22 protein-coding genes are annotated in these 24,290 nt (G+C 66.8%); 14 read left to right on the forward strand and 8 right to left on the reverse strand.

Features of this window, described 5'->3' with window-relative positions:
- A complete protein-coding gene (locus ACQR0Z_RS26210; RefSeq protein WP_434920565.1) occupies nt 1-855 on the forward strand; it encodes a TIGR01459 family HAD-type hydrolase in 855 nt (284 codons plus the stop codon).
- 70 nt (nt 856-925) lie between these two features.
- Here ACQR0Z_RS26210 and ACQR0Z_RS26215 read toward each other — a convergent pair whose 3' ends face one another.
- Nucleotides 926-1,321, reverse strand: coding sequence for a response regulator (locus ACQR0Z_RS26215; protein ID WP_006613531.1), 396 nt, complete (start codon nt 1,319-1,321; stop codon nt 926-928).
- A gap of 267 nt (nt 1,322-1,588) precedes the next feature.
- Between ACQR0Z_RS26215 and ACQR0Z_RS26220 the strand changes: the two genes are divergently transcribed.
- From ACQR0Z_RS26220 to ACQR0Z_RS26270, 11 genes are all read left to right on the forward strand, one after another.
- Complete coding sequence (locus tag ACQR0Z_RS26220; RefSeq protein WP_434856143.1) at nt 1,589-2,569, forward strand: bifunctional riboflavin kinase/FAD synthetase; 981 nt, start codon at nt 1,589-1,591, stop codon at nt 2,567-2,569.
- A 321-nt stretch (nt 2,570-2,890) separates the two neighbouring features.
- On the forward strand, nt 2,891-5,902 hold the full coding sequence (ileS, locus tag ACQR0Z_RS26225) for an isoleucine--tRNA ligase (protein WP_434920566.1): 3,012 nt from the start codon (nt 2,891-2,893) through the stop codon (nt 5,900-5,902).
- A 211-nt stretch (nt 5,903-6,113) separates the two neighbouring features.
- Complete coding sequence (lspA, locus tag ACQR0Z_RS26230; RefSeq protein WP_434920567.1) at nt 6,114-6,611, forward strand: signal peptidase II; 498 nt, start codon at nt 6,114-6,116, stop codon at nt 6,609-6,611.
- Between the two features lie 184 nt (nt 6,612-6,795).
- Nucleotides 6,796-7,491, forward strand: coding sequence for a hypothetical protein (locus ACQR0Z_RS26235; protein ID WP_434856146.1), 696 nt, complete (start codon nt 6,796-6,798; stop codon nt 7,489-7,491).
- Between the two features lie 177 nt (nt 7,492-7,668).
- The gene (locus tag ACQR0Z_RS26240; RefSeq protein WP_434856147.1) at nt 7,669-9,054 is read left to right on the forward strand and encodes a M16 family metallopeptidase; all 1,386 of its coding nucleotides are present in this window, start codon (nt 7,669-7,671) and stop codon (nt 9,052-9,054) included.
- Nucleotides 9,054-10,433, forward strand: a complete 1,380-nt coding sequence (locus ACQR0Z_RS26245) for a M16 family metallopeptidase (protein WP_434877598.1) — start codon at nt 9,054-9,056, stop codon at nt 10,431-10,433. The genes ACQR0Z_RS26240 and ACQR0Z_RS26245 overlap by 1 nt, the downstream gene beginning before the upstream one ends.
- Before the next feature lie 330 nt (nt 10,434-10,763).
- The gene (arfB, locus tag ACQR0Z_RS26250) at nt 10,764-11,183 is read left to right on the forward strand and encodes an alternative ribosome rescue aminoacyl-tRNA hydrolase ArfB (RefSeq protein WP_434920568.1); all 420 of its coding nucleotides are present in this window, start codon (nt 10,764-10,766) and stop codon (nt 11,181-11,183) included.
- A gap of 445 nt (nt 11,184-11,628) precedes the next feature.
- On the forward strand, nt 11,629-11,946 hold the full coding sequence (locus ACQR0Z_RS26255; protein WP_315784600.1) for a c-type cytochrome: 318 nt from the start codon (nt 11,629-11,631) through the stop codon (nt 11,944-11,946).
- A 1-nt stretch (nt 11,947) separates the two neighbouring features.
- On the forward strand, nt 11,948-12,343 hold the full coding sequence (locus tag ACQR0Z_RS26260) for a VOC family protein (protein WP_434920569.1): 396 nt from the start codon (nt 11,948-11,950) through the stop codon (nt 12,341-12,343).
- A 49-nt stretch (nt 12,344-12,392) separates the two neighbouring features.
- Entirely contained in the window at nt 12,393-12,941 is a 549-nt protein-coding gene (locus tag ACQR0Z_RS26265) for a gluconate 2-dehydrogenase subunit 3 family protein (protein WP_434920570.1), read from the forward strand.
- A gap of 38 nt (nt 12,942-12,979) precedes the next feature.
- Nucleotides 12,980-14,548, forward strand: a complete 1,569-nt coding sequence (locus ACQR0Z_RS26270) for a GMC family oxidoreductase (RefSeq protein WP_434920571.1) — start codon at nt 12,980-12,982, stop codon at nt 14,546-14,548.
- 221 nt (nt 14,549-14,769) lie between these two features.
- On the opposite strand, the gene ACQR0Z_RS26275 is transcribed toward ACQR0Z_RS26270, so the two are convergent.
- Nucleotides 14,770-15,081 (reverse strand): ribbon-helix-helix domain-containing protein, encoded by a 312-nt coding sequence (locus tag ACQR0Z_RS26275; protein WP_434877601.1) that lies wholly within the window; start codon nt 15,079-15,081, stop codon nt 14,770-14,772.
- A gap of 168 nt (nt 15,082-15,249) precedes the next feature.
- Here ACQR0Z_RS26275 and mutL point away from each other — a divergent pair, with 168 nt between their 5' ends.
- Nucleotides 15,250-17,100: a DNA mismatch repair endonuclease MutL gene (gene mutL, locus ACQR0Z_RS26280; RefSeq protein ID WP_434920572.1), complete on the forward strand. Its 1,851-nt coding sequence runs from the start codon at nt 15,250-15,252 to the stop codon at nt 17,098-17,100.
- A gap of 206 nt (nt 17,101-17,306) precedes the next feature.
- Here the strand turns inward: mutL and rsmD are convergent, their stop codons facing one another.
- Both rsmD and ACQR0Z_RS26290 read right to left on the reverse strand, forming a co-directional pair.
- A complete protein-coding gene (gene rsmD, locus ACQR0Z_RS26285; protein ID WP_434920573.1) occupies nt 17,307-17,861 on the reverse strand; it encodes a 16S rRNA (guanine(966)-N(2))-methyltransferase RsmD in 555 nt (184 codons plus the stop codon).
- A 249-nt stretch (nt 17,862-18,110) separates the two neighbouring features.
- Nucleotides 18,111-20,219 carry a pseudouridine synthase gene (locus ACQR0Z_RS26290; protein WP_434920574.1) on the reverse strand — a complete coding sequence of 703 codons (2,109 nt, stop codon included), beginning with the start codon at nt 20,217-20,219 and terminating at the stop codon, nt 18,111-18,113.
- 131 nt (nt 20,220-20,350) lie between these two features.
- Here ACQR0Z_RS26290 and ACQR0Z_RS26295 point away from each other — a divergent pair, with 131 nt between their 5' ends.
- Nucleotides 20,351-20,797 carry a nucleoside deaminase gene (locus tag ACQR0Z_RS26295; protein ID WP_434877605.1) on the forward strand — a complete coding sequence of 149 codons (447 nt, stop codon included), beginning with the start codon at nt 20,351-20,353 and terminating at the stop codon, nt 20,795-20,797.
- Between the two features lie 2 nt (nt 20,798-20,799).
- On the opposite strand, the gene ACQR0Z_RS26300 is transcribed toward ACQR0Z_RS26295, so the two are convergent.
- Genes ACQR0Z_RS26300 through ACQR0Z_RS26315 form a run of 4 tightly spaced genes read right to left on the reverse strand, consistent with a single transcriptional unit; the run spans nt 20,800 to nt 24,272 of the window.
- On the reverse strand, nt 20,800-21,705 hold the full coding sequence (locus ACQR0Z_RS26300; protein ID WP_434920575.1) for an alpha/beta fold hydrolase: 906 nt from the start codon (nt 21,703-21,705) through the stop codon (nt 20,800-20,802).
- Between the two features lie 49 nt (nt 21,706-21,754).
- Nucleotides 21,755-23,068, reverse strand: a complete 1,314-nt coding sequence (locus ACQR0Z_RS26305; RefSeq protein ID WP_434920576.1) for a cytochrome P450 — start codon at nt 23,066-23,068, stop codon at nt 21,755-21,757.
- Nucleotides 23,068-23,784: a methyltransferase domain-containing protein gene (locus ACQR0Z_RS26310; protein WP_434856159.1), complete on the reverse strand. Its 717-nt coding sequence runs from the start codon at nt 23,782-23,784 to the stop codon at nt 23,068-23,070. Before ACQR0Z_RS26310 ends, ACQR0Z_RS26305 begins: the two co-directional genes overlap by 1 nt.
- Complete coding sequence (locus ACQR0Z_RS26315; protein WP_434856160.1) at nt 23,781-24,272, reverse strand: hypothetical protein; 492 nt, start codon at nt 24,270-24,272, stop codon at nt 23,781-23,783. The genes ACQR0Z_RS26310 and ACQR0Z_RS26315 overlap by 4 nt, the downstream gene beginning before the upstream one ends.
- Between the last annotated feature and the right edge of the window lie 18 nt (nt 24,273-24,290).

A 24,290-nucleotide genomic window follows, 5' to 3' on the forward strand; every position in this document is an offset into this window, starting at 1 on the left:
ATGACCGCGCTCCACTTCGAGGCGCGGCTGCGCGATCTTCTCGTCCGCAAGCAGGTTCTGCTGAGCGACATCTGGGGCGTCGTCCATAACGGGCTGGAGTCGTTCCCCGAGGCCTGCGAGGCGCTGCATCGGTTCCGGCAGCAGGGCGGCACGGTGATCCTGATCACCAACGCGCCGCGTCCCGCCGATTCGGTGCAACGGCAATTGCGCAAGCTCGGCGTAGCCGACGAGGTCTATAGCGCGATCGTCTCCTCCGGCGACCTGACCCGGCACTACGTCGCCGATCATCCCGGCGGCAAGGTGTTCTGGCTCGGCCCCGAGCGCGACAACTCCATCTATCGCGGCCTCGACGTCACCCTGTCGCCGCTGGAGGACGCCTCCTACATCATCTGCACCGGCCTGTACGACGACGAGACCGAGACCGCCGAGGACTACCGGGCGATGCTGCTGCAGGCGCGCGAACGCAAGCTGCCGCTGATCTGCGCCAATCCCGACATCGTGGTCGAGCGCGGCGACCGGCTGATCTACTGCGCCGGCGCCATCGCCGAGCTGTATCGCGAGCTGGGCGGCGAGGTGATCTTCTACGGCAAGCCGCACCGGCCGATCTACGAGCGCGCCATGCAGCTCGCCGAGCAGCATGCCGGGCGACAGGTCGCGCGCGAGGAGGTGCTGGCGATCGGCGATTCCGTCCGCACCGATCTCGCCGGCGCGCACGGCTTCGGCATCGACTGCCTGTTCGTGACCCGCGGCATCCATTCCGAGGAGTTCGCCGGCGTCGAACAGCTCGACCCCGCCTCGGTCAAGGAGCTGTTCGGCCACCCGCCCCGCGCCCTGATGCGCGAATTGAAGTGGTGAGCGGATCCTGAAACGAAAAACGCCCGGCAATGCCGGGCGTCTTTTTTCCGTGATGAGATCGGATCGGCCCTCAGGCCGTCGCCATGTCCGGGAACACCGCATCGATCTTGGTCTTCAGGGTCGCGGCGTTGAACGGCTTGACGATGTAGTTGTTCACGCCAGCCTTCTTGGCCGCGATCACGTTCTCGGTCTTGGATTCCGCCGTGATCATGATGAACGGCGTGGTCGCCAGGTTCGGATCGGCGCGGACCTCGCGGAGCAGGTCGTAGCCGGTCATCGGCTCCATGTTCCAGTCGGAGATCACGAGGCCGTACTTCTTGGCGCGCATCTTGTTGAGCGCCATCGAGCCGTCGCTCGCGTCGTCGATGTCCTCGAACCCGATCTGCTTCAGAAGATTCCTGATGATCCGGATCATGGTGCTGTAATCGTCGACGACGAGCACCGGCATCGTCAAATCAACCGCCATCTTGACTCCCCCAACGCGAACACAACGCGCAGACTGTTACCAAAACGCTCTTTCGGCTCAGGTCTTTCAGCGACCCCGCCATCCGGTCCAAGCAGTAGCATCAGCCGTTAAACAGCGCGTTAACTGCGCTGCGGCCGCATGTCGCTATTGCTGCGCTGCATGAATTCCGCGGCCCCTTTGGCTTGACTTCGGCAGGCCGCCCGCCCACGGTCGAAGGCACCCCGCCGGATCGGGGAACTTGACAAATTCGCGAGATATTTCCGTCAGATGTCAGCTTTCACGATCATCCGCGATTCCACCCCGCCACAGGACATCCTCAAGGGCGCGGTGGTGGCGATGGGGAATTTCGACGGCGTTCACCTCGGCCATCGGGCCGTGATCGACGCCGCCATCGCGATGGGCAGGGCCAAGGGCCGCCCGGCGCTCGCCCTGACCTTCGAGCCGCATCCGCGGCGCTTTTTCAGCCCGAATACCCCGCAATTCCGGCTGACCGACGAGGCCGCCAAGCTGCGGCTGCTGGCCGGCGCCGGGCTCGACGGTGCCGTGGTCATGACTTTCGACAAGGGCCGCGCCCAGACCCCGGCGCAGGACTTCATTCACCACGATCTCATCGGCCGGCTCGGCGTGGCCGGAATTGCCGTCGGCTACGACTTTCATTTCGGCAAGGGCCGGGTCGGCTCCCCGACCCTGCTCGCCAATGAGGCGCCCAAGCTCGGGATCACCGTCGAGGTCCAGCCGCATGTCGACATCGACGAGCGGCCGGTGTCGTCGACCGCGATCCGCGAGGCGCTGGCCGAGGGCCAGGTCGCGGAGGCCACCGCCATGCTGGGCGGTCCCTGGTTCGTCTCCTCGGAGGTCATCCATGGCGAAAAGCGCGGCCGCGACCTCGGCTACCCCACCGCCAACATGCGGCTCGATCGCGATTGCGGCCTGCGTCACGGCATCTATGCCGTCCGGGTCGGCCGCGGCCGCGGCGCCAACCGGGTTCTGATCGACGGCGTCGCCAATTTCGGCCGCCGGCCGACCTTCGACAATGGCGCGCCGCTGCTGGAGACGTTTCTGTTCGATTTCAAGGACAGCCTCTATGGCGAGGTGCTGGATGTCGCCTTCATCGGCTTCATCCGCGAGGAGGCGAAATTCACCTCGATCGACGCCCTGATCCGGCAGATGGACGACGACAGCGCCAAGGCCCGCGCCCTGCTGGCGGCGAGCGCCGGCCTCTTCCCCCGGCTCGGCGAGATCGGCTGACCTGCGTCCTCCATGCCGTCATTCCGGAGCGATGCGCAGCATCGAACCCGGAATCTCGAGATTCCGGGTTCAGCCCTGACGGGCTGCCCCGGAATGACCGCATCTGGAGAGCGCTGACGCGCAGATCACTTTGCGATTTGGCCGCCCGGCTGCTATGAGGGAGCCCCATGTTGATACGGCGCACCATCGGCATTAGCGGCCCGGCTTCCGCCTGAGCTTTTCGAGCTCGGCGCAAGACCGGGATGTCTCTGCTCGTTCCGCCGCCCGCGATCGCAGATCGCGCTTCCGCGCCCCTCTTTGAGCTCATCAAGCCAGATCCCCATGTCCGACAAGCCGCAAAAATCCGACGCCCAAAAAGCCGACAAGGACTATTCGAAAACCCTCTATCTGCCGCAGACGGAATTCCCGATGCGCGCTGGCCTGCCGCAGCGCGAGCCAGAGCTGCTGAAATATTGGAACGACATCGACCTCTACGGCAAGCTGCGCGCGACCGCGAAGGGACGGCCGAAATTCGTCCTGCATGACGGCCCGCCCTACGCCAACGGCAACATCCATATCGGGCATTCGCTGAACAAGATCCTCAAGGACGTCGTGACCAAGAGCCAGCAGATGCTCGGCCACGATTCCAACTACGTGCCGGGCTGGGACTGCCACGGCCTGCCGATCGAGTGGAAGATCGAGGAGGAGAACTACCGCAAGAAGGGCAAGACCAAGCCCGACTTCCGCGACTCTGCCGCCATGGTCGCGTTCCGCCGCGAATGCCGCGCCTATGCCGAGCATTGGCTCAACGTGCAGCGCGAAGAGTTCAAGCGTCTCGGCGTGATCGGCGACTGGGACCATCCCTACGCCACCATGACCTATCCGGCCGAGGCCCAGATCGCGCGCGAGCTGATGAAGTTCGCCGCCAACGGCACGCTGTATCGCGGCTCCAAGCCCGTGATGTGGAGCGTGGTCGAGAAGACCGCGCTCGCCGAGGCCGAGGTCGAGTACGAGGACTATCAGTCCGACACGGTGTGGGTGAAGTTTCCGGTGACGTCGCCAGCGCATGGCGCGCTGGCCGGCGCCTCGGTCGTGATCTGGACCACCACGCCCTGGACCCTGCCCGGCAACCGCGCCATCTCGTTCTCGCCCAAGATCGCCTACGGCCTCTATGAGGTCACCGACGCACCGGCGGACAACTGGGCGAAGGCCGGCGACAAGCTGATCCTGGCCGACGCGCTGGCCGACAGCGTGTTCAAGCAGGCGCGCGTCACGAGCTACGCCAAGCTGCGCGACATCCCCGGCGACACGCTGGATGCGGTCGAATGCGCGCATCCGTTCAAGGGTCTCGAAGGCGGCTACAATTTCGTCGTGCCGCTGCTGTCGGGCGAGCACGTCACCGACGACACCGGCACCGGCTTCGTGCACACCGCCCCCGGCCACGGCCGCGAAGACTTCGACGTCTGGATGGCCAATGCGCGCGAGCTCGACGGGCGGGGCATCGCCACCACGATCCCCTACACCGTCGACGAGAACGGCGCGCTGACCGATCATGCGCCCGGCTTTACCGGCAAGCGCGTCATCAACGACAAGGGCGAGAAGGGCGACGCCAACGAGGCCGTCATCAAGGCGCTGACCGACGCCGGCCAGTTGCTGGCGCGCGGCCGTCTGAAGCATCAGTACCCGCATTCCTGGCGCTCCAAGAAGCCGGTGATCTTCCGCAACACGCCGCAATGGTTCATCGCGATGGACAAGGACATTGCGGACCACGGCCAGGCGAAGTCCGGCGACACCCTGCGCGCGCGCGCGCTGCGCGCGATCTCGGTGACGCAATGGGTGCCGGCCGCCGGCCAGAACCGCATCAACGGCATGATCGCCAACCGCCCGGATTGGGTGATCTCGCGCCAGCGCGCCTGGGGCGTGCCGATCGCCGTGTTCGTGCGCGAAAAGGGCGACGGCTCCGCCGAGATCCTGCAGGACGAGGCGGTCAACAACCGCATCGCCGACGCTTTCGAGAAGGAAGGCGCCGACGCCTGGTACGCCGACGGCGCGCGCGAGCGCTTCCTGGGATCCCGCGCCAACGAAGACTGGAAGAAGGTCGACGACATCTGCGACGTCTGGTTCGACTCCGGTTCGACCCACGCCTTCGTGCTGGAAGACCCCGTGCACTTCCCCGGCCTCGCCGGCATCAAGCGCAAGGTCGATGGCGGCCAGGATACGGTGATGTACCTCGAAGGCTCGGACCAGCATCGCGGCTGGTTCCACTCGTCGCTGCTGGAGAGCTGCGGCACGCGCGGGCGTGCGCCTTACGACGTCGTGCTGACGCACGGCTTCACGCTCGACGAGAACGGCCGCAAGATGTCGAAGTCGCTCGGCAACACCATCGAGCCGCAGAAGGTCATCAAAGACTCCGGCGCCGACATCCTCAGACTCTGGGTCTGCGCCACTGACTATGCCGATGACCAGCGCATCGGCCCGGAGATCCTGAAGAACACCATCGAGACCTACCGCAAGCTGCGTAACAGCATCCGCTGGATGCTCGGCACCTTGCACCATTACAAGCGCAGCGAGGCCGTCGCGTTCGCCGACATGCCGGAGCTGGAGCGGCTGATGCTGCATCAGCTGTCGCAGCAGGCGGAGGTGATCCGCCGCGCCTATGCCGCGTTCGACTACAAGACCGTGATCGCGAGCCTCGCCGCATTCATGAACACCGAGCTGTCGGCGTTCTATTTCGACATCCGCAAGGACACGCTGTATTGCGATCCGCCGTCGTCGGTGGCGCGCAAGGCGGCGCTGACCGCGATCGACCTGATCTGCGACGCCATCCTGAAATGGCTGGCGCCGGTGCTCTCCTTCACCACCGATGAGGCTTGGCGGATGTATCGCCCGGACGCCGAGCCGTCGGTGCATCTGACCTTGTTCCCGGATGCGATGGACGGCTACCGCGACGATGCGCTCGCCGCGAAATGGGAGGCCATCCGCAACGTCAGACGCGTCGTCACCGGCGCGCTGGAGCTGGCGCGTGCGGCGAAGACCATCGGCTCCTCGCTGGAGGCCTCGCCGATCATCTACGTCGCCGACCGCGCCCTGCTCGGCACCTTGTTCGACACCGACCTCGCCGAGGTCTGCATCACCTCGAACTACGAGGTCCGCGAGGGCGACGCGCCGGCCGAGGCGTTCCGGCTGGATGCGGTGCCGGGTGTGGCGGTGGTGGTCGAGAAAGCCGTCGGCAGGAAGTGCGCCCGCTCCTGGAAGATCCTGGAGAGCGTCGGCGAGGACAAGGACTATCCCGACGTCTCCCCCCGCGACGCGAAGGCGCTGCGCGAATGGAAGGCGCTGGGAGTGAGCGCTTAATGGACCCGATCTCTGTCCCCGAGCGCGGTGCGCTCCCTCGCCCCGCGTGCGGGGAGAGGGCGGGGGTGAGGGGGACTCTCCACAGACCGAGCTCGTGGAGAGTCCCCCTCACCCGGATTGCATCTCCGATGCAATCCGACCTCTCCCCGCACGCGGGGAGAGGTGAGGACCTGCCGCGTACGCGCTGTGACGATCCCACGGCCACTCTGCAATGACCGCCCGCCTCCGCTTCGGCCTCCTCGCGGCCCTCGCCACACTCATCATCGACCAGGCCACCAAGCTGTGGCTGCTCTACGGGTTCGATCTGCCGAACCGCGGCACCGTCAAGATCACGCCGTTCTTCGATCTCGTGCTGGCCTGGAACATCGGCATCAGCTTCGGCTGGCTGCAGAACGACTCACCGATGGCGCAATACGGTCTGATGGCGGTGAAGGTGGTCGCGGTGATCGCGCTGGGCATCTGGATGCTCAGGGCGGAAACCAAGCTGGCGACGCTGGCGCTCGGCCTGATCATTGGCGGCGCGATCGGCAACGGCATCGACCGGCTGGCGTTTGGCGCCGTGGTCGATTTCGCGCTGTTCCACGTCCAGATCGGCGGCACGGTCTACAATTGGTACATCTTCAACATGGCCGATGTGGCCATCGTTGCCGGGGTGGCGGGCCTGCTGTATGACTCCTTCTTCGGGGGCTCCGCCGCAAAAGCGCCCTGATCCGGGTCGATACCGGCCGGTGCCGATCCCCGGGGTGACTTGGGGTCAAGAGCCTGACGTTCTTCACGTTTTCGAGATCGGCGCGATGACCGGACGGCCCCTAGGGGCGCGGGTTATTCAGACGATGGAGTCGCGGCCGGTTCGTCGGAGCACGACCACTGGACAAGCGAGGACAGGGAAAGCCATGCGCAAGACCGAAGTCAGCGGCCGGATCGTGAGCCGCCCAGCCATTCGCGCCCTGCGCCTTTCGGCGGTCGTGCTCGGCATCGGCGTCATCATGGCCACGGGCGCGGCCCGTGCCCAGGAGGACGAGGAAGACGACAAGACCTTCGAAGAGAAGATCATCGACAACGTGATGCGCGGCCTCGGCGGCACCAACATGGAGACGCCGACCATCAATTACCGCGAGCGCTCGCCGCTGGTGGTCCCGCCCAAGCTCGATCTGCCGCCGCCGGCCTCCGCGGCCCAGGCAACCGCGCCGAACTGGCCGAAGGACCCCGACGAGCAGCAGCGCCGCGCAGCCGCCGCCGCGCGCAAGAAGGACAACAAGGATCCGGTCGCCGCCTCGCGTCCGCTGACCCCCGCCGAGATGCGTGCCGGCCGCACGGCATCCGCCAAGTCGACCGAGCCGATCCAGCCCGGCGTCAGCAACAACCCGATGATGAGCCCGTCCCAGCTCGGCTTCAAGGGCGGCCTGTTCGGCATGTTCAAGGGCACGGACACCGAGACCAAGCAGTTTACCAGCGAGCCGCAGCGCGAAAGCCTGACCCAGCCGCCGCCGGGCTACCAGACCCCCTCGTCCAGCTATGCCTATGGCACCGGCAAGATGGAGCCGATCGGGGGCAAGCAGCTGGACATCATGACCGGCAAGGAACGGTGACGGCGGCGACCGCCTCATCTTTTCCGGGGATGCCGGCTCAAGCCGGCGTTAGCGAAATTTAATGTCTTGGGGCGGCACCATGTCGCCGTTTTGTGACGCCGGGCGCCGTCCCGCGCGGTGTAGCATGCTGCGCTCAAACCCGATCGCCCCGCCCTCCCGCGGGCTTTCAGAAGGATCATGATGTCCTCGCACCGGTTCATTCCCGTCGCCGCCGCACTCGTCTCCCTGTTTGCGTTCACGGCCGGCGCTTCGGCGCAAACGACGTTCGCCTCCGAGCCCCCCGCCAGCTTCACGCTTCCCAACGGCCTGCAGGTCGTCGTCATCCAGGATCACCGCACCCCAGTGGTGACGCAGATGATCTGGTACAAGGTCGGCTCCGCCGACGAGACGCCCGGCAAATCGGGCCTCGCGCATTTCCTCGAACACCTGATGTTCAAGGGTACCGAGAAACATCCGGCCGGCGAGTTCTCCAAGACCGTGCTGAAGATTGGCGGCAATGAGAACGCCTTCACCTCGGTCGACTACACCGGCTATTTCCAGCGCGTGCCGCGCGACCAGCTGCCGAAGATGATGGAGTTCGAGGCCGACCGCATGACCGGCCTCGTGCTCAAGGACGAGAACGTGCTGCCCGAGCGCGACGTCGTGCTCGAAGAGTACAACATGCGCGTCGCCAACTCGCCGGAGGCCCGCCTCAACGAGCAGATCATGGCGGCGCTCTACGTCAACCATCCCTATGGCCGTCCCGTGATCGGCTGGAAGCCGGAGATCGAGAAGCTCAGCCGCGAGGATGCGCTGGCGTTCTATCGCCGCTTCTATGCACCCAACAATGCGACGCTGGTGATTGCCGGCGACACCGACGTCAACGAGGTTCGTCCGCTCGTCGAAAAGACGTTCGCGAAGATCCCCTCCCAGCCCGACATCCCCGCCCGCCGCATGCGGCCGCAGGAGCCGGAACCGGTGGCGCCGCGCACCGTCACGCTCGCTGATCCGCATGTCGAGCAGCCTTCGATGCGGCGCTTCTATCTGGTGCCCTCGGCCACGACCGCAGCGCCCGGCCAGTCGGCCGCGCTCGACGTGCTGGCGCAGCTGATGGGCAGCGGCAGCAACTCCTATCTCTACCGCGCGCTGGTCGTCGACAAGCCGCTCGCGATCAATGCCAGCGCGTCCTATCAGGGCACCTCGCTCGATCCGACCCAGTTCTCGATCGCGGCCTCGCCGCGGCCGGGCGTCGAGTTTGCCCAGGTTGAAGCCGTCGTCGACAGCGTCATCGCCGAGCTCGCGCAGAACCCGGTGCGCGCCGAGGATCTCGAGCGCGTCAAGACGCAGCTTATTGCTGAAGCGATCTACGCCCAGGACAACCAGGCGACGATGGCGCGCTGGTATGGCGGCGGCCTCACCACGGGGCTCTCGATCGAGGACATCCGGAGCTGGCCGGACCGCATCCGCGCCGTCACCGCCGAGCAGGTCCGCGCCGCCGCGCAGACCTGGCTGCAGAAGAAGCGCTCGGTGACCGGCTATCTGATCAAGGACAATGCGGCCAAGCGCGAGGAGAAGCGGTCGTGATGAGCACAATGAGCTTCGCCCGCCGTTTCGCCTGCACGCTTGCCGTTGCCGCTGCCGCGCTCACGCTGGCACCGGCCGCGCAGGCCGCGACCAAGATCCAGCGCCTGGTCTCGCCCGGCGGCATCGAGGCCTGGTTCGTCCAGGACGCCACCGTCCCCTTGATCGCGATGGAATACGCCTTCCAGGGCGGCGCCTCGCAAGATCCCCAGGGCAAGCCCGGCGTCGGCAATCTCGTCGCCGACCTGCTCGACGAGGGCTCCGGCGATCTCGATTCCAAGACCTTCCACGAGCGCCTCGACCGCCGCGCCATCGAGCTGTCGTTTCAGGTGTCGCGCGATCAGTTCCGCGGCTCGCTGCGCATGCTGCGTGACAATAAGGACGAAGCGTTCGACCTGTTGCGCACGGCGCTGACCTCGCCGCATTTCGACAGCGCCGATGTCGAGCGCATCAAGTCGCAGGTGCTTTCGGGGCTGCGTCGCGAGACCACAAACCCGAGCTCGCTCGCGGGCCGCAAATTCCTCGAGCTCGCCTTTCCGAACCATCCCTATGGCCGTCCCGCCAACGGAACGCTCGACAGCGTGCCGAGCATCACCGTCGACGATCTCAAGGCCTATGTCGGCCGCGTCCTCGCCAAGGACACGCTGAAGGTTGCCGTCGTCGGCGATGTCGATCCGGCGACGCTCGGCAAGCTGCTCGACCAGACCTTCGGCAGCCTGCCGGCCAAGGCGCAGTTGACGCCGGTGCCAGACGTCGTCGCCACCAAGCCGCCGCAGCGCGTGCTGGTCTCGCTCGACGTGCCGCAGACCGTGATCACCTTCGGCGGCCCCGGCATCCGCCGCCACGACCCGAACTTCATGGCGGCCTATGTGGTCAACCACATCCTCGGCGGCGGCGGCCTGTCGTCGCGGCTGTACAAGGAGGTGCGCGAGAAGCGCGGCCTCGCCTACTCCGTCTATGACGCGCTGCTGTGGATGGATCACTCGGCCCTCTTCATCGGCAACACCGCGACCCGCTTCGACCGCGCCAGCGAGACCATCGCCGCGGTCGAGGGCGAGATCCGCCGCATGGCCGAGGAAGGTCCGACCCAGCAGGAGCTCGACGAGGCCAAGTCCTACATCAACGGCTCGCAGATGCTGGCGCTCGACACCTCCTCCAAGCTGGCGCAGGCGATGCTGCAGTACCAGCTCGACAAGATGCCGATCGACTACATCGAGAAGCGCAGCGAGATCGTGAATGCGGTTACGCTCGACGATGCCAAGAAGGCGGCCAAGCAGCTCTGGAGCCAGGGCCTGCTGACGGCGGTGGTCGGCCGCACGCCGCAGGCGGCGGCCGAGCCGGCGCAGGCGCCGGTCACCGCGCCGGTGACGAAGACGAACTGAGCGGAGGCGACGCCGCATCACACCTCGGTGCGGTTGACCACAGCTGCCACAACACAAATGGTGTCGTCCCGGACAAGCCGCGACGCGCGAAGCGCGGCGTGGCGCCGATCCGGGACCCATACGCCGCAGCCGAAATGATGCGAAAGGCGGTCATGACCAGCCTGCCCCAAACCGCTCCCTGTGGTTATGGATCCCGGCGTTCGCCGGGATGACAGCGGAGGTTTTGGTAGCGTCGCGGCACCATCATAAATCTGGTCACTGCCCACCCGCGCACACCGCCGCTAAACTCGCTATGGTGCCCACGAAATCCTTCGATTCCCCTGGTGCCCCATGCTGCGGATCTCCCGCGACCTTGCCATCGACGAGAACGACATCGAGATCTCGTTCGTCCGCGCCTCCGGCCCTGGCGGCCAGAACGTCAACAAGCTGTCGACCTCGGCGCAACTGCGCTTCGACACCAGCCGCGTCACGCTGCCGGAGGATGCCGCCGCACGGCTCGCCCGCCTCGCCGGCCAGCGCATGACCAAGAACGGCGTCATCGTGATCCAGGCCGAGCGCTTCCGCACCCAGGAGCGCAACAAGGCCGACGCGATCGAGCGCCTCGTGACCTTGCTGCGCGAGGCGATGGTGCGGCCGAAGGTCCGCCGCCCGACCAAGCCGACCTTCGGCTCCAAGCAGCGCCGCCTCGAAGGCAAGAAGCTGCGCAGCGACGTCAAGGCCGGCCGCGGCGCGAGACGTTTCGACGATTAGTTGGCCGGCCGTCGGCTTGTCACCCAATCCCGTCATTCCGGGGCAATCGTCGATGCGCATTTGCGCATCGGCGATTGAACCCGGAATCCCGAGATTGTTGGAAACGAACGCAAGCCAAGCTCGAGATTCCGGGTTCAAGGCCTGCGGCCTTGCCCCGGAATGACGGTGGGTGTGGCACAAGAAGAAGCGGCAGTATCCTCTTTCGCCGACCGATCGCATGACGATGAGTCTGCATTGCTGACCCACCTCCCGCGCTGCAACGACCCGCGCCTGCTTTGTTCTCGCTGAAACAGCCGGCTACTACCACGCCACATCGGCTGCAACCTACTCTCAGAAAAAACGAGAGCGAGGATCGATGTCGGGATGGCGTGCGGCGCGGCTTGCGCCTGTTTTTGTCCGGCTGTTTTGCAGCGCGGTGCTCGGCACCACGATCGCCTCCGCGCAGATGGCACTGCCCTCGCCCAAGCCCGCCGATGGCGCCACCTTGTTCAAGCAGCAATGCGGTGTCTGCCACACGCTGAGCAGCACCGAGCCGATGCGACAGGGACCGCCGCTGTCGAAGATCGTCGGTCGCCGCGCCGGTTCCGTCGAAGGCTTCCGCTATTCCGCCGGCTTCGCGAAAGCCGACTTCACCTGGGACGAGGCCAAGCTCGACGCCTGGCTGACCAATCCGCAAGAGCTGATCCCCGGCGCCGTCATGGCCTATCGCCAGGCCAAGCCCGACGTCCGCGCCGCGATCATAAACTACCTGAAGGACAATTGAGATGGCAAAGCCCGTACATTCCATGATCCGCGTCCTCGACGAGGCCAAGGCGCTGGACTTCTACAAGCGCGCCTTCGGCCTGGAGATCGCCGACAATCTCCGCTTCGACGGCTTTGCGCTGATCTATCTGCGCCATCCCTCGTCGCCGTTCGAGGTCGAGCTGACCGTCAATTTCGACCGCAAGGAGCCGTACACGCTCGGCGACGGCTACGGCCATCTCGCGGTCGTGGTCGACGATGTCGATGCCGAGCACGCCCGCTTCGAGCGCGAGAACCTGGCGCCCGGCCCCTTGCGCGACTTCAAGCACAATGGCGCGACCTTGGCCCGCTTCTTCTTCGTCAGCGATCCCGACGGCTACAAGATCGAGGTGATCCAGCGCGGCGGCCGCTTCGGCTGAGCCGCAAGACCACGGAATTACAAATAAAAATCACACGGAGGAAACTGCCATGAGAGAAGTCGATCGCCGTAACAAATACGACCGCCGCGTCTTCCTGAAGGGCGCGGCAGCGACAGTGCCGGCCGCCGCCGTCGCCTCCGCGACCGGCGTCGGCGTCACCGATGCCTGGGCGGAGGATGCCAAGGCGCTGACGCCAGCGACCTTGAAGACGCTGGTGAAGGTCGCGCGCGACATCTATCCGCACGACTTCCTCGCCGACCGCTACTACATCACTGCCGTCAAGCCGTGGGACGGCAAGGCGGCGGAAGATGCTGCCGTCAAGGCGATGATCAATGATGGCATCGCCCGGCTCGACCAGGACGCCAGGGACCGCCACAAGGTGCCCTATGCGCAGGTGCCGTGGGAAACCGACCGCGTCGCGCTGCTTGTGGGCATCGAGCAGACCACTTTCTTCAAGACGCTGCGCGGCGATCTCGTGGTGTCGCTGTACAACCAGAAAGAGCTCTGGCCGAAGTTCGGCTACGAGGGCTCCTCCGCCGAGCATGGCGGCTACATCAACCGTGGCTTCTCCGACATCGACTGGCTGCCCAAAGCCTGACGCCGGCGAACAACAACGAGAACACGGAGGAAACCACAATGGCAAAATTCGATCTGAACGATTCGAGCGTGGTCGTGATCGTGGGCTCGGGCGCCGGCGGCGGCACCCTGGGCAACGAGCTCGCGCAGAAGGGCATCAAGGTCGTGATCCTGGAGGCCGGGGGCCGCTACGAGATCCCCGACTTCATCAACGACGAATGGGAGAGCTTCACCCAGCTCGCCTGGACCGACATGCGAACCACCTCGGGAAGCTGGCGCGTGGCGAAGGATTTCGCCAATCTGCCGGCCTGGATCGTCAAGGCGGTCGGCGGCTCCACAGTGCACTGGGCCGGCGCCTCCTTGCGCTTCGAGGAGCACGAGTTCAAGGCGCGTACCACCTATGGCGGCGTGCCCGGCACGACGCTGCTCGACTGGCCGGTGACGCTGGCCGAGATGGCGCCGTGGTACGCCAAGGCCGAGTTCAAGATGGGCGTGACGCGCACCAACGACATTCCCGGCCTTCCCGGCAACAACAACTTCAAGGTGCTGGAAGCCGGCGCCAAGCGGCTCGGCTACAAGACCGTGCACACCGGCAACATGGCGATCAACTCGCAGCCGCGCGACGGCCGCGGCGCGTGCCAGCAGATCGGTTTCTGCTTCCAGGGCTGCAAGTCCGGTGCGAAATGGTCGACGCTCTACACCGAGATTCCGAAGGGCGAGGCCACCGGCAATCTCGAGGTCCGCTCCGGCTGCATGGCGATCAAGATCGAGCATGACGCGTCCGGCAAGGTGACCGGCGTCGTCTATGCCGACGCCGACGGCAAGATGCAGCAGCAGAAGGCGCGCATCGTCGCGGTCGCCGGCAACTCGATCGAGAGCCCGCGGCTCTTGCTCAACAGCGCCTCCAGCCTGTTCCCGGATGGACTCGCGAACTCGTCGGGCCAGGTCGGCCGCAACTACATGCGGCACATGACCGGCAGCGTCTATGCGACGTTCGAGAACCCCGTGCACATGTATCGCGGCACCACGATGGCCGGCATCGTGCGCGACGAGGCGGCGTTCAATCCGAAGCGCGGCTTCGTCGGCGGCTACGAGATGGAGACCCTGTCGCTCGGCCTGCCCTTCATGGCGGCGTTCCTCAACCCCGGCGCCTGGGGCCGCAGCTTCACCGCGGCGCTGGAGACCTATCCGCGCATGGCCGGCATGTGGCTGGTCGGCGAGGACATGCCGCAGGAGACCAACCGCATCACGCTCGATCCGGTCGCCAAGGACAAGTTCGGCATGCCGGTGGCGTCGGTGCATTTCGACGATCATCCCAACGACGTCGCGATGCGCGCCCACGCCTACAAGCAGGGCTCGGCGATCTACGAGGCCGTCGGCGCCACTGTGACCTATCCGACCACGCCCTATCCCTCGACGCACAATCTTGGCACCAACCGGATGAGCGAGAAGGCGAAAGACGGCGTCGTCAACAAGTTCGGCCAAACGCACGACGTGAAGAATCTGTTCGTGTCGGACGGCAGCCAGTTCACCACGGGCGCGGCATGCAATCCGACGCTGACCATCGTAGCGCTGGCGATCAGGCAAGCCGACTACATCGCGGGCGCGATGCAGAAGAAGGAGATATGAGTCTGCTCAATCGTATCGGGCATCCCCGTCACCGCAACGACGGTCAGCGCCTCCCCCGCTTGCGGGGGAGGTCGCATCGCATCGAAGATGCGATGCGGGTGGGGGAACGCTCAGCAAAGATTGCTGATGATGGAGCTCATACGGCAAAGACTATCCGTGGGGCGCCCCCACCCCGCCCTCCCCCGCAGGCGGGGGAGGGAGACGAAAGACTGCCCGTGTGGCTACTCGGCCGCGTCCATGATCGCGGCCGCGGTGAACTCCGGCATCGCCGCGCTCACCTTCGCTCGGTAAATCAGACAGGAGCACCGCAGCAGCGACGCGAAATTCTTCACCTCGCCGTGATGGTCGAGCACCTCGGCATACAGGGTGGTCACGAATTTGGCGACGCTCATGCCTTCCTTGGCCGCGATCTCCTCGAGCGTGTCCCAGAACGCCATTTCAAGCCGGATCGACGTGCTATGGCCGCCGATCCGCAAGGAGCGGGTCTGCGACTCATAATCGCGCTGAGGCTGGTGTGCGAACAGACGGCACATGGGCTTCCTCCGGCAGATTGTCATTTTCGCAAAACGATATACCGGCCCCGCCCGCCTCACAATCCCGTTGGAGAACGTGGCTTTCGCCTGCCGCACTGCATAAAACGCGCTATTCTCGCCGCTCGCAGCAGCGTGCTCGTGCCTTTAAGATCCAAGCCAGTCAGCCCCATGCCCGTCCGCCAGCTTCCCGAGCAGATCATCAACCGCATCGCGGCAGGCGAGGTGGTCGAGCGGCCCGCGAGCGTGGTCAAGGAGTTGGTCGAGAACGCCATCGACGCCGGCGCCCACCGCATCGACATTTTCACCGACGGCGGCGGACGGCGGACAATCGCGATTACAGATGATGGCGGCGGCATGACCTCGGCCGATCTCGCGCTCGCGGTCGAGCGCCACGCGACCTCCAAACTCGACGACGAGGATCTGCTGCAGATCCGCACGCTCGGGTTCCGTGGCGAGGCGCTGCCCTCGATCGGCTCGGTGGCGCGGCTGTCGATCACGACACGGCACAAGAGCGAGCCGCATGCCTGGGCGATCACCGTCGATTGCGGCGACAAGTCCGAGATCGTGCCCGCTGCGTTGAACCAAGGCACGCGCGTCGAGGTCGCCGATCTCTTCCACGCGACGCCGGCACGGCTGAAGTTTCTCAAGACCGACCGCACCGAGGCCGAGGCGATCCGCGAGGTGGTGCGGCGGCTGGCGATGGCACGGCCCGACATCGCCTTCACCATCGCCGGCGAGGAGCGCGCGCCGGTGACCTGGGCCGCCGCGCTGCCCGGCGCGCCGGGACAATTGACGCGGCTCGGCGATATCCTCGGCGCCGACTTCCGCAGCCATGCGATCGCCGTGCGCAGCGAGCGCGATCATGTCGTGGTGGAAGGCTTCGCCGCGGCGCCGGCGCTGACGCGGGCCAATGCGCTCGGCCAGTATCTGTTCGTCAACGGCCGCCCGGTGCGCGACAAGCTGATCCTCGGCGCGGTGCGCGCGGCCTATGCGGACTATCTGCCGCGCGACCGCCATCCGGTGGTGGCGCTGTTCGTCACGCTCGATCCGCGCGAGGTCGACGCCAACGTGCATCCGGCCAAGACCGAGGTGCGCTTCCGCAACGCCGGTCTCGTCCGCGCGCTGATCATCCACGCGCTGAAGGAAGGCTTGGCGCGCGAAGGCCGCCGCACCGCGGCCAATGATGGCGGTGCGACCATCGCGGCGTTCCGCCCGGCATTCTCGCCGCCGCGGCCGAACGCTGCGCCGATGAACTGGGACTGGCAGCGCTCGCCGTCGGCGCCGGTGGCGCCGATGCCGCTCTATGACGATGCGGCTGCGGGCCCGGCAGCATTCTCGTCTGCCGCCTTCGCCGAGCCGATGCAGTCGGCGTTCGACGTCGGCGGCCCGCGCGCCGATTTGCGGCTGCACGAGCAGCCGGCGGCGCCCGACCTGCTCGACCGTCCGCTGGGCGCGGCGCGCACGCAGATCCACGACACCTACATCGTGGCGCAGACGCGCGACGGCCTCGTCATCGTCGACCAGCACGCCGCCCACGAGCGCATCGTCTATGAGCGCCTGAAGTCTTCGCTTGCGACCCACGGCGTGCAGCGGCAGATCCTGCTGATCCCGGATATCGTCGAGCTCGACGAGGCCACCGTCGAGTCGCTGCTTGCGCGAACCGATGAGCTCGCCTCCTTCGGGCTCGCGATCGAATCCTTCGGCCCCGGCGCGGTCGCGGTGCGCGAGACGCCGTCGCTGCTCGGCAAGGTCAATGCGTCGGCGCTGCTGCGCGATCTCGCCGAGCACATGGAGGAATGGGGCGAAGCGCTGCCGTTGGAGCGCCGCCTGATGCACGTCGCCGCCACCATGGCCTGCCACGGCTCCGTCCGCGCCGGCCGCCGCCTCAAGCCGGAAGAGATGAACGCGCTGCTGCGTGAGATGGAGGAGACGCCGAACTCCGGCCAGTGCAACCACGGCCGCCCGACCTATGTCGAGCTCAAGCTCGCCGACGTCGAGAAGCTGTTCGGGAGGAGATAGCGACGCTCGAGGCCACGACGATAGCTACAAATCCGGTGTCGTCCCGGACAAGCCGCAGCGGCGCAAAGCGCCGCGGAGGCGCCGATCCGGGACCCATACGCCGCAGCAGCCGTGAGGAAAAAGAACGGGGTGGCGAGCAGCCTGCCTCCCAACGTGATCCTGTGATTATGGGCCCCTGCGTTTGCAGAGGCGACACCGAGCAAGGATCACGAGCGGCGCAGAAACACGAATTCCGTGTCGTCGTAGGCGCGCCGCTCGAGCTCCTCGAACCCGTCTGGCGCCTTGAACGCCGCGGCCTTGGACTCCTCGACCACCAGCAACGCCGATGGCACCAGCCAGCCGCCATCGCGCAGCGACACCAGAGCCGTCTCCGCCAAGCCTTTGCCGTAAGGCGGATCAAGAAACACCAGCGCAAACGGTTCGACCGGATGCGTCGGGCCGAGATTGGTGGCATCGCGGCGATACACTTTGGTGACGCCGCCGAGCCCCAGCGCCTCGACATTGTTGCGCAACAGCGCCCGCGCCTCGGCGCCATTGTCGACGAACAACGTGAACTCAGCCCCGCGCGACACCGCCTCGATGCCGAGCGCGCCGGTGCCGGCAAACAGATCGAGCACGCGCGCGCCCTCGACCGGATTGTCGTAGGCGTGCACCAGAATGTTGAACAACGCCTCGCGCAGCCGATCCTGCGTCGGCCGGATATCGCGCGACGCCGGCGAAGCAATGTTGCGGCCCTTCAGCCGCCCCCCGACGACACGCATCACGCGCCTCTGACTGCTTTGGGAGATGCAGTAACAACGCGGGAGCTATGCTCCCCTCCCCCCGCGCGAAGCGAAGCTTCGCTAGGCGGGGAGGGGTCGGGGGTGGGGGTGCCACGAGCGAGACTGCCTGCTGGGTTACCCCCCTCCCCGCCCCTCCCCCACAAGGGAGGAGGGAGAGGAGAGACCACCCGAGCGTCGGAGATTAGCAAGACTGAGTCCGCGGCATACATCGCAGCAGGCCGCATCGCCCTACTCGTCGTCCCGCGGCGCGATATCACGCTTGCCGTGATAGCCGCGCTTCGGCCGCTTCGGCGGGCCGGGGAAGCGCGCCTCGGCCTCGTGGCGCTCGCGGGCCTCCTCGCTGCCGGTGCGCTGGACGAGGACGCGGCGGCCCTTGCGGTCGGCGACGACCTCGCGCTTCGGCTTGGGCTTCGGATCCGGCAGCGGCTCGCGATTGCTATTGCCAGCCGGCCCGAGATCGGCGCCGGACTGCGCGATGACCTTCTCGCCAAGCTGCTCGCGCAGCACCCGCGTCTTGACCTCCTGCACCTCGCCCTCCGGCAGCTCCAGGAGCTGGAACGGACCATAGGAGACGCGGATCAGGCGGTTCACCTCGAGGCCGAGATGCGCCAGCACATTGCGTACCTCGCGGTTCTTGCCCTCGCGGATCGCCACGACGAGCCAGACATTGGCGCCCTGGTCGCGCTCGAGCGTCGCTTCGATCGGACCATACTTCACGCCATCGACCTCGACACCAGCGGCGAGCTGGTCGAGCTGTCCCTGCGTGATCTCGCCATGAGCGCGGACACGGTAGCGCCGCGTCCAGCCGGTGTCCGGCAGCTCGAGCACGCGCGCGAGGCCGCCGTCATTGGTGAGCAGCAGCAGGCCCTCGGTGTTGAAGTCGAGCCGGCCGATCGAGATCAGCCGCGGCAGGCCCTCGGGCAGATTGTCGAACACCGTCGGGCGCCCCTCGGGGTCGCTGTGCGTCGTCATCAGGCCGCGCGGCTTGTGGTACAGGAACAGCCGTGTCCGCTCGCGCTCCGGCAGCGGCGCGCCGTCGACCTTGATCTCGTCGTTCTCTGTGACGTCGAGCGCCGGCGAGTTGATGACGCGGCCATTCACGCTGACGCGGCCCTGCGTCACCATCTCCTCGGCGTCACGGCGCGAGGCGAGGCCGGCGCGGGCCAGCACCTTGGCGATGCGCTCGCCGGTCTTGCCGGGCTTCGGCGCCTCGTCGGGCACGACGCGCTTGCTGCGCTTCTCGGGCTCAGGCTTGCGCTCGCGATACGGGCCGCGGCCGCCGAACGCCGGGCGCTTGGCGAAGATTTCGCCGTCGTTCTCATTGTCGCGGCGCGGCCGATCGCCGAACTCGCGGCGTTCGCTGCGCGGGTGCTCCTGCCAGTCGGTGCGCCCCTCGGGACGGCGGCGCGGCTTGTCGAAGCCCCGGTCGTCGCCGCGATCACGCGGACGATCGAATTTCGGCCGGTCGAACTTCGGACGATCCTCACGGGTGCGGTCGGACCGCGGACGGTCGTAGCTGCGGCCGCCCTCGCGCGGCGGACGCGCGCCGCGCTCGGCGCGATCGCCATCGCGCTTCTGCCACGGCTTGCTTTCACCCCGCGGCGGTCGGTCGCCGAACTCCTTGCGCGGACCACGTGCGCCGCCGCCAAACTTTCGCTCGCCGCGATCCCCCTCGGCGCCGCGCGAGAACTTGCGCTCGCCGCCGAACTTGCGCTCCGGACGATCACCTCCACGCGACGGACGGTCACTGAAGCTGCGCGCGGGCCGGTCGCCGCGATCGCGCGCGCCCTCGCCACGCGGCGTATACGGACGCTTCTCACCGTCACGCTCTCGCGGCGCGTAAGGCTTGCGCTCGCCGAACTTGCGCTCCGACGACCGCCCCGCAGGACGGGCCTCGTCGCGGCCGGCACGCGGCGTATAGGGGCGCTTCTCACCACCGCGCTCATCACGATCGAATTTCGGCCGGTCGCCACGCGGCTTGAAGGCGCGCTTCTCACCATCGGCGGCCCGGGCGGGGCGAGCGGCATAGGGCCGGTCGCCACGCGGACGCTCATCGCGATTGAAGCGCGGCTTGTCGCCAAAGGATTTGCGCGGCGCATCGCCGTCGTCGCGCCGGCGCGGCGCGCGGCCCTCGTCGAACGAGCGCTTGTCGCCGTCGCGCTTGGCAAAGCTCTTGCCGCCGTCCTTGGCCCCGAAACCGCGCTTGGCGAACTTCTTCTCAGGCCCGCGCGCGGCGCCCGAGCGTCCCTTAGGTCCCTTGGCCCCCTCGGACCGCCCTCGCGGGGCGCCACCGCGGCGGCCGCGGGTATCGTTGTCTTTGTCGGTATCACGGGGCATGAAGGTCTCGCTTCGAGGTGCAGGACGCGGGGTGATACGCGCGCTCTGAGCAGCGCATGTCACGCGGGAAATCGGTGTCCGGTTTTGCTGAAGGGCGATGCAGTAGCAGACTTGACCGGGTAATACGAGCCATGAACAGCCCTTCTTTCATGGATTTGGCCCTGAAAGCGGCCGAATCGGCCGGAATTTCTGGCGAGGTGCCGATCGGCTGCGTGGTCGTCCGTAACGGCGAGGTGATCGCCACCGCCGGCAACCGCACGCTGACCGACCGGGATCCCACCGCCCATGCCGAGATCCTGGCCTTGCGCCAGGCCGCCCAGGTGATCGGCAGCGAGCGGCTGGTGGATTGCGACCTCTACGTGACCCTCGAACCGTGCACGATGTGCGCCGGCGCCATCTCCTTCGCCCGCATCCGCCGGCTGTATTACGGGGCGGCCGACCCCAAGGGCGGCGCCGTCGAGTCGGGCGTGCGCTTCTTCGCCTCCCCGACCTGCCATCACGTGCCGGACGTCTATTCGGCCGTCGGCGAACAACAAGCGGCGCAGATGCTGAAGGAGTTCTTCAAGGCGCGGCGCTGATGTCACTCGCTCAGAAAGAACTCCCGCAACAGCCGCGCCGTCTCGGATGGCGCCTCCTCGGTGAGGAAATGCCCGGAATCGACCGGCGCGCCGCGCACGTTGGTCGCCCGTTTCCCCCAGGTGTCGAGCGGTGTCGCCGCCGCGCGCGCGATGCCGGCATCGCCCCACAGCGCCAGCATCAGGATCGTGATCTTCTTGCCGGCGCCGAGATCGGCCTTGTCGATCTCATAGTCGGCATAGGCGCCGGCGCGATAGTCCTCGCACATCGCATGGATTCGCGCGGGGTCGCGGAACGGCGCGAGATAGTGCTGAAGCGCGCGAGGGTCGATCGCGTCAAGCGTCTTGCTCTTGGTCTGGCTCGCCATCTTCTGCTTCAGGAAGAACTCGCCCGCCCCCGCGATCAGCGTCTCCGGCAGCGGCGCCGGCTGGGCCAGGAATGCCCAGTGGTAGATCTTGAGCGCATAGGCGCGGTTGATACGTTCCCAATAGTCATAGGTCGGCAGGATATCGAGCACGGCGAGCTTCGACAGCCGGCCGGGATGATCGAGCGCCAGCCGATAGGCGACGCGGCCGCCGCGATCGTGGCCGGCCAGCGCGAAGTGGACATGGCCGAGCTGCTCCATCGCCTCGATCATCGTCTTCGCCATCGCGCGCTTGGTGTACGGCGTGTGCTCCGGATCGCTGTCGGGCATGTCGGACCAGCCGTAGCCAGGGAGGTCGGCGACGATCAGCGTGAAGCGATCGGCCAACGCTGGCGCCACGCGGTGCCACATCACATGCGTTTCGGAGAAGCCGTGCAGCAGCAGCAGCGGCGGACCACTGCCGCCGACACGCGCGAAGACGCGCCCCGCGGAGGTGTCGATCCATTCGGACGCATAGCCTGGAAACAGATCGGCGAGGTCACTCATGTCAGCCTCACAGCGTACGCCGTACGCACGGTCCGCAGTTGATCGCGCTTCATGCTACAGCCGCACGACGCGGCGCGCAAAACGAGATGCGTAGCGGCAGCGCGCTCACACCGCTCATGAAGGGCGACTCGACGCGGCGAACCCGCCCCGCCAGTTCGATCCGCTCCGTGCGCCGCAACAGTTCCGTCAGCAGCGCCCGCATCTGCATCCGCGCCAGATGCAGCCCCAAGCAGACATGCGGTCCGCGGCCAAAGGCAATGTGCGGATTCGGCCGGCGATCGATCCGGAATGTGCCGGCGTCCTCGAACACCGCCTCGTCGCGATTGGCAGAATGAAAGAACAGCGCCAACGCCTCGCCCTCGCGAATGCGCCGGCCGGCAATGTCGGTGTCGCGAATAGCGGTCCGCATGAAATGACGGACGGGGCTGGTCCAGCGCAACATCTCCTCGACGGCGCTGTCGAGGAGATCAGGCCCCGAGCGCAGCCGCGCAACCTGGTCGGGCGCGGCCAGCAGCGCCTCCAGCCCTCCGGCGAGCGCGAGCGCCGTGGTGTCGTGACCCGCGGTGACCAGCAGGATGAAGTAGGAGATCAATTCGTAATGCGGCATTGCCGCGCCATGCGGCGTGGCCGTCGCGATCATCGTCGCGAGGTCATCGCGCGGATGGACGCGGCGATCGGCGGCGACGGCTTCGAAATAGTCGCGCAGCGCCAGCATGGCCATCCGCATGGTGTCGGCCGGCGACTCCGCGAGCCGCCGCTGGGGATCCTCGGCACCAACGAAGGCCTGGGCGAGCCGCGCCAGCCGCGCATCATCGGCTTCGGGCGTGCCTAGCATGCGGCCGATGACGCGGAAGGTGAACGGCCGCGCGATGTCGGCGGCGAAGTCGCATTCATTGCCGCGCGCCGCCACGCGATCGATGATCTCGGCCGCCCATCGCGGCAGCCAGGCTTCCATGTCGCGCAAGGCCGGCGGCGAGAAGGCTGCTTGAATGACCGCGCGGTAGACGGCGTGATCGGGCGGATCCATCTCCGTCAGGCCGCGCACGAGCTGCGGCTTGCCGGTCACGCGCTGCAGCACAGCCTCGGAGGCTTCGCTGGCGAGATAGGTCCGAGGTCCCGCGGCGAAGTCCCGGCTTTGCGTTTCGATGGCCGCGATATCGGCATGGCGCGTGACGGCCCAGAACGGGCGCACGCCGGGGCGCTCGACCCAATGCAGCGGCGCCTGCCGTCGCAGCAGCGCGCAGGCGCGTTCGAGCCGCGAAGGGCTCGCGTGGCCTCGCGGCGAGATCAGCACGTCGACCGCACCCTCGATGGCGTCACTGCGACGATCGGCGCGCGACGATGATGTCGGCCGGCCCGGCATCAGGCTGGCGGGCTCGCCTGGAGCGGGCCCGGGTCCGGCTTGCGGCGCACCAACAGCGTGAATTCCTTCATGCCGTAGTTGCCGAGGATATCGACCGTGACCGGAAATTCGCGCGCGCAATGCTCGGACCAGATGTCCGGCGTCGTCCGATACAGACGCGTCGCCGCCGGCTCGCGATCCAATGGATCGACGGCATCTGCGTGCATGAAGTTGACGCTGAAGCCGCGCCGGCTGGCCGCATGCAGCTGCCGCAACAGATCCTTGATGTAGCTCTCCCAGACCTCGCGCGGATAGCCCACATTGACGTTCATGATCCCTGAAGCGACCGAATAGTCGGCGACGCGCGGGCTCTGCGCGGCGACGATGAAGCGCCGCCGGGGGCCGGAGAAACGCCGGCGGGCGCGGCTGATCATGGCGCGGGACAAGTCGATGCCGAGATAGTCGATGTCGCAGGACGAATGACGGAAAGCCAGGAACGGCACCAGCGCGCCGTAGCCACAGCCGACATCGTTAAGGCTGAACGGCGCCGACGTGTCGCACAGCTTCATCAGCTGCACGAAGCGCAGGCTCTGCGTCGCCTCGCACGACCAATCGACGCCACGCGGCGTCGCGCCATGACGCGCGACGCAAGCGGTGTAGTAGGCATCGACGCCGGAGCAGACGGCCTCCGGAGGAGGATCCGTCCGCTCAGGACCGCCGCCCTGCGTCTCGCTCACTTCTTGCGTTTCTCGACTCGCCTCGCCCGCGCGGTCTCGGCCGCCTGACGGCGGACTTCACGCCCTGGCGTCGTCGGAATCGACACCATCACGTGAACATCGAGGGAGAACACCACGGGGCGTCCTTCGGACACGGTGACGCGCGGATCATCAGCCGCGGCATGGCACACGATCGAGACGGGAAGCGGCTTCTCGGCTTCGAGATTGTCCTTGAACGCCTTGATGACGCGGTCATGCCCATTCACGTTGGGCATATCCGATGGGTAGGTCTTGAGAAACTCGAGGAACTTGTACCAGCGGCGCCGCTCGGACCAGTCGGACGGAACGATTCCGAGCAGGGCGAAAGACTGCTGCAGCCCGTGCTGCAGTGAGAAAACCCCGAACTCACGCTGCAACTCGACCATTTCGGCCAACGCATCCGCATCAAAACGCTTATTCAACTGCACGACGATATCCAGCGTCGTGCTGTCCTTGATCATTGCACCCATGGGTCCCTCGCCATCGTT

Source organism: Bradyrhizobium sp. HKCCYLS3077 (assembly GCF_051167555.1).
Classification (GTDB): Bacteria; Pseudomonadota; Alphaproteobacteria; order Rhizobiales; family Xanthobacteraceae; genus Bradyrhizobium.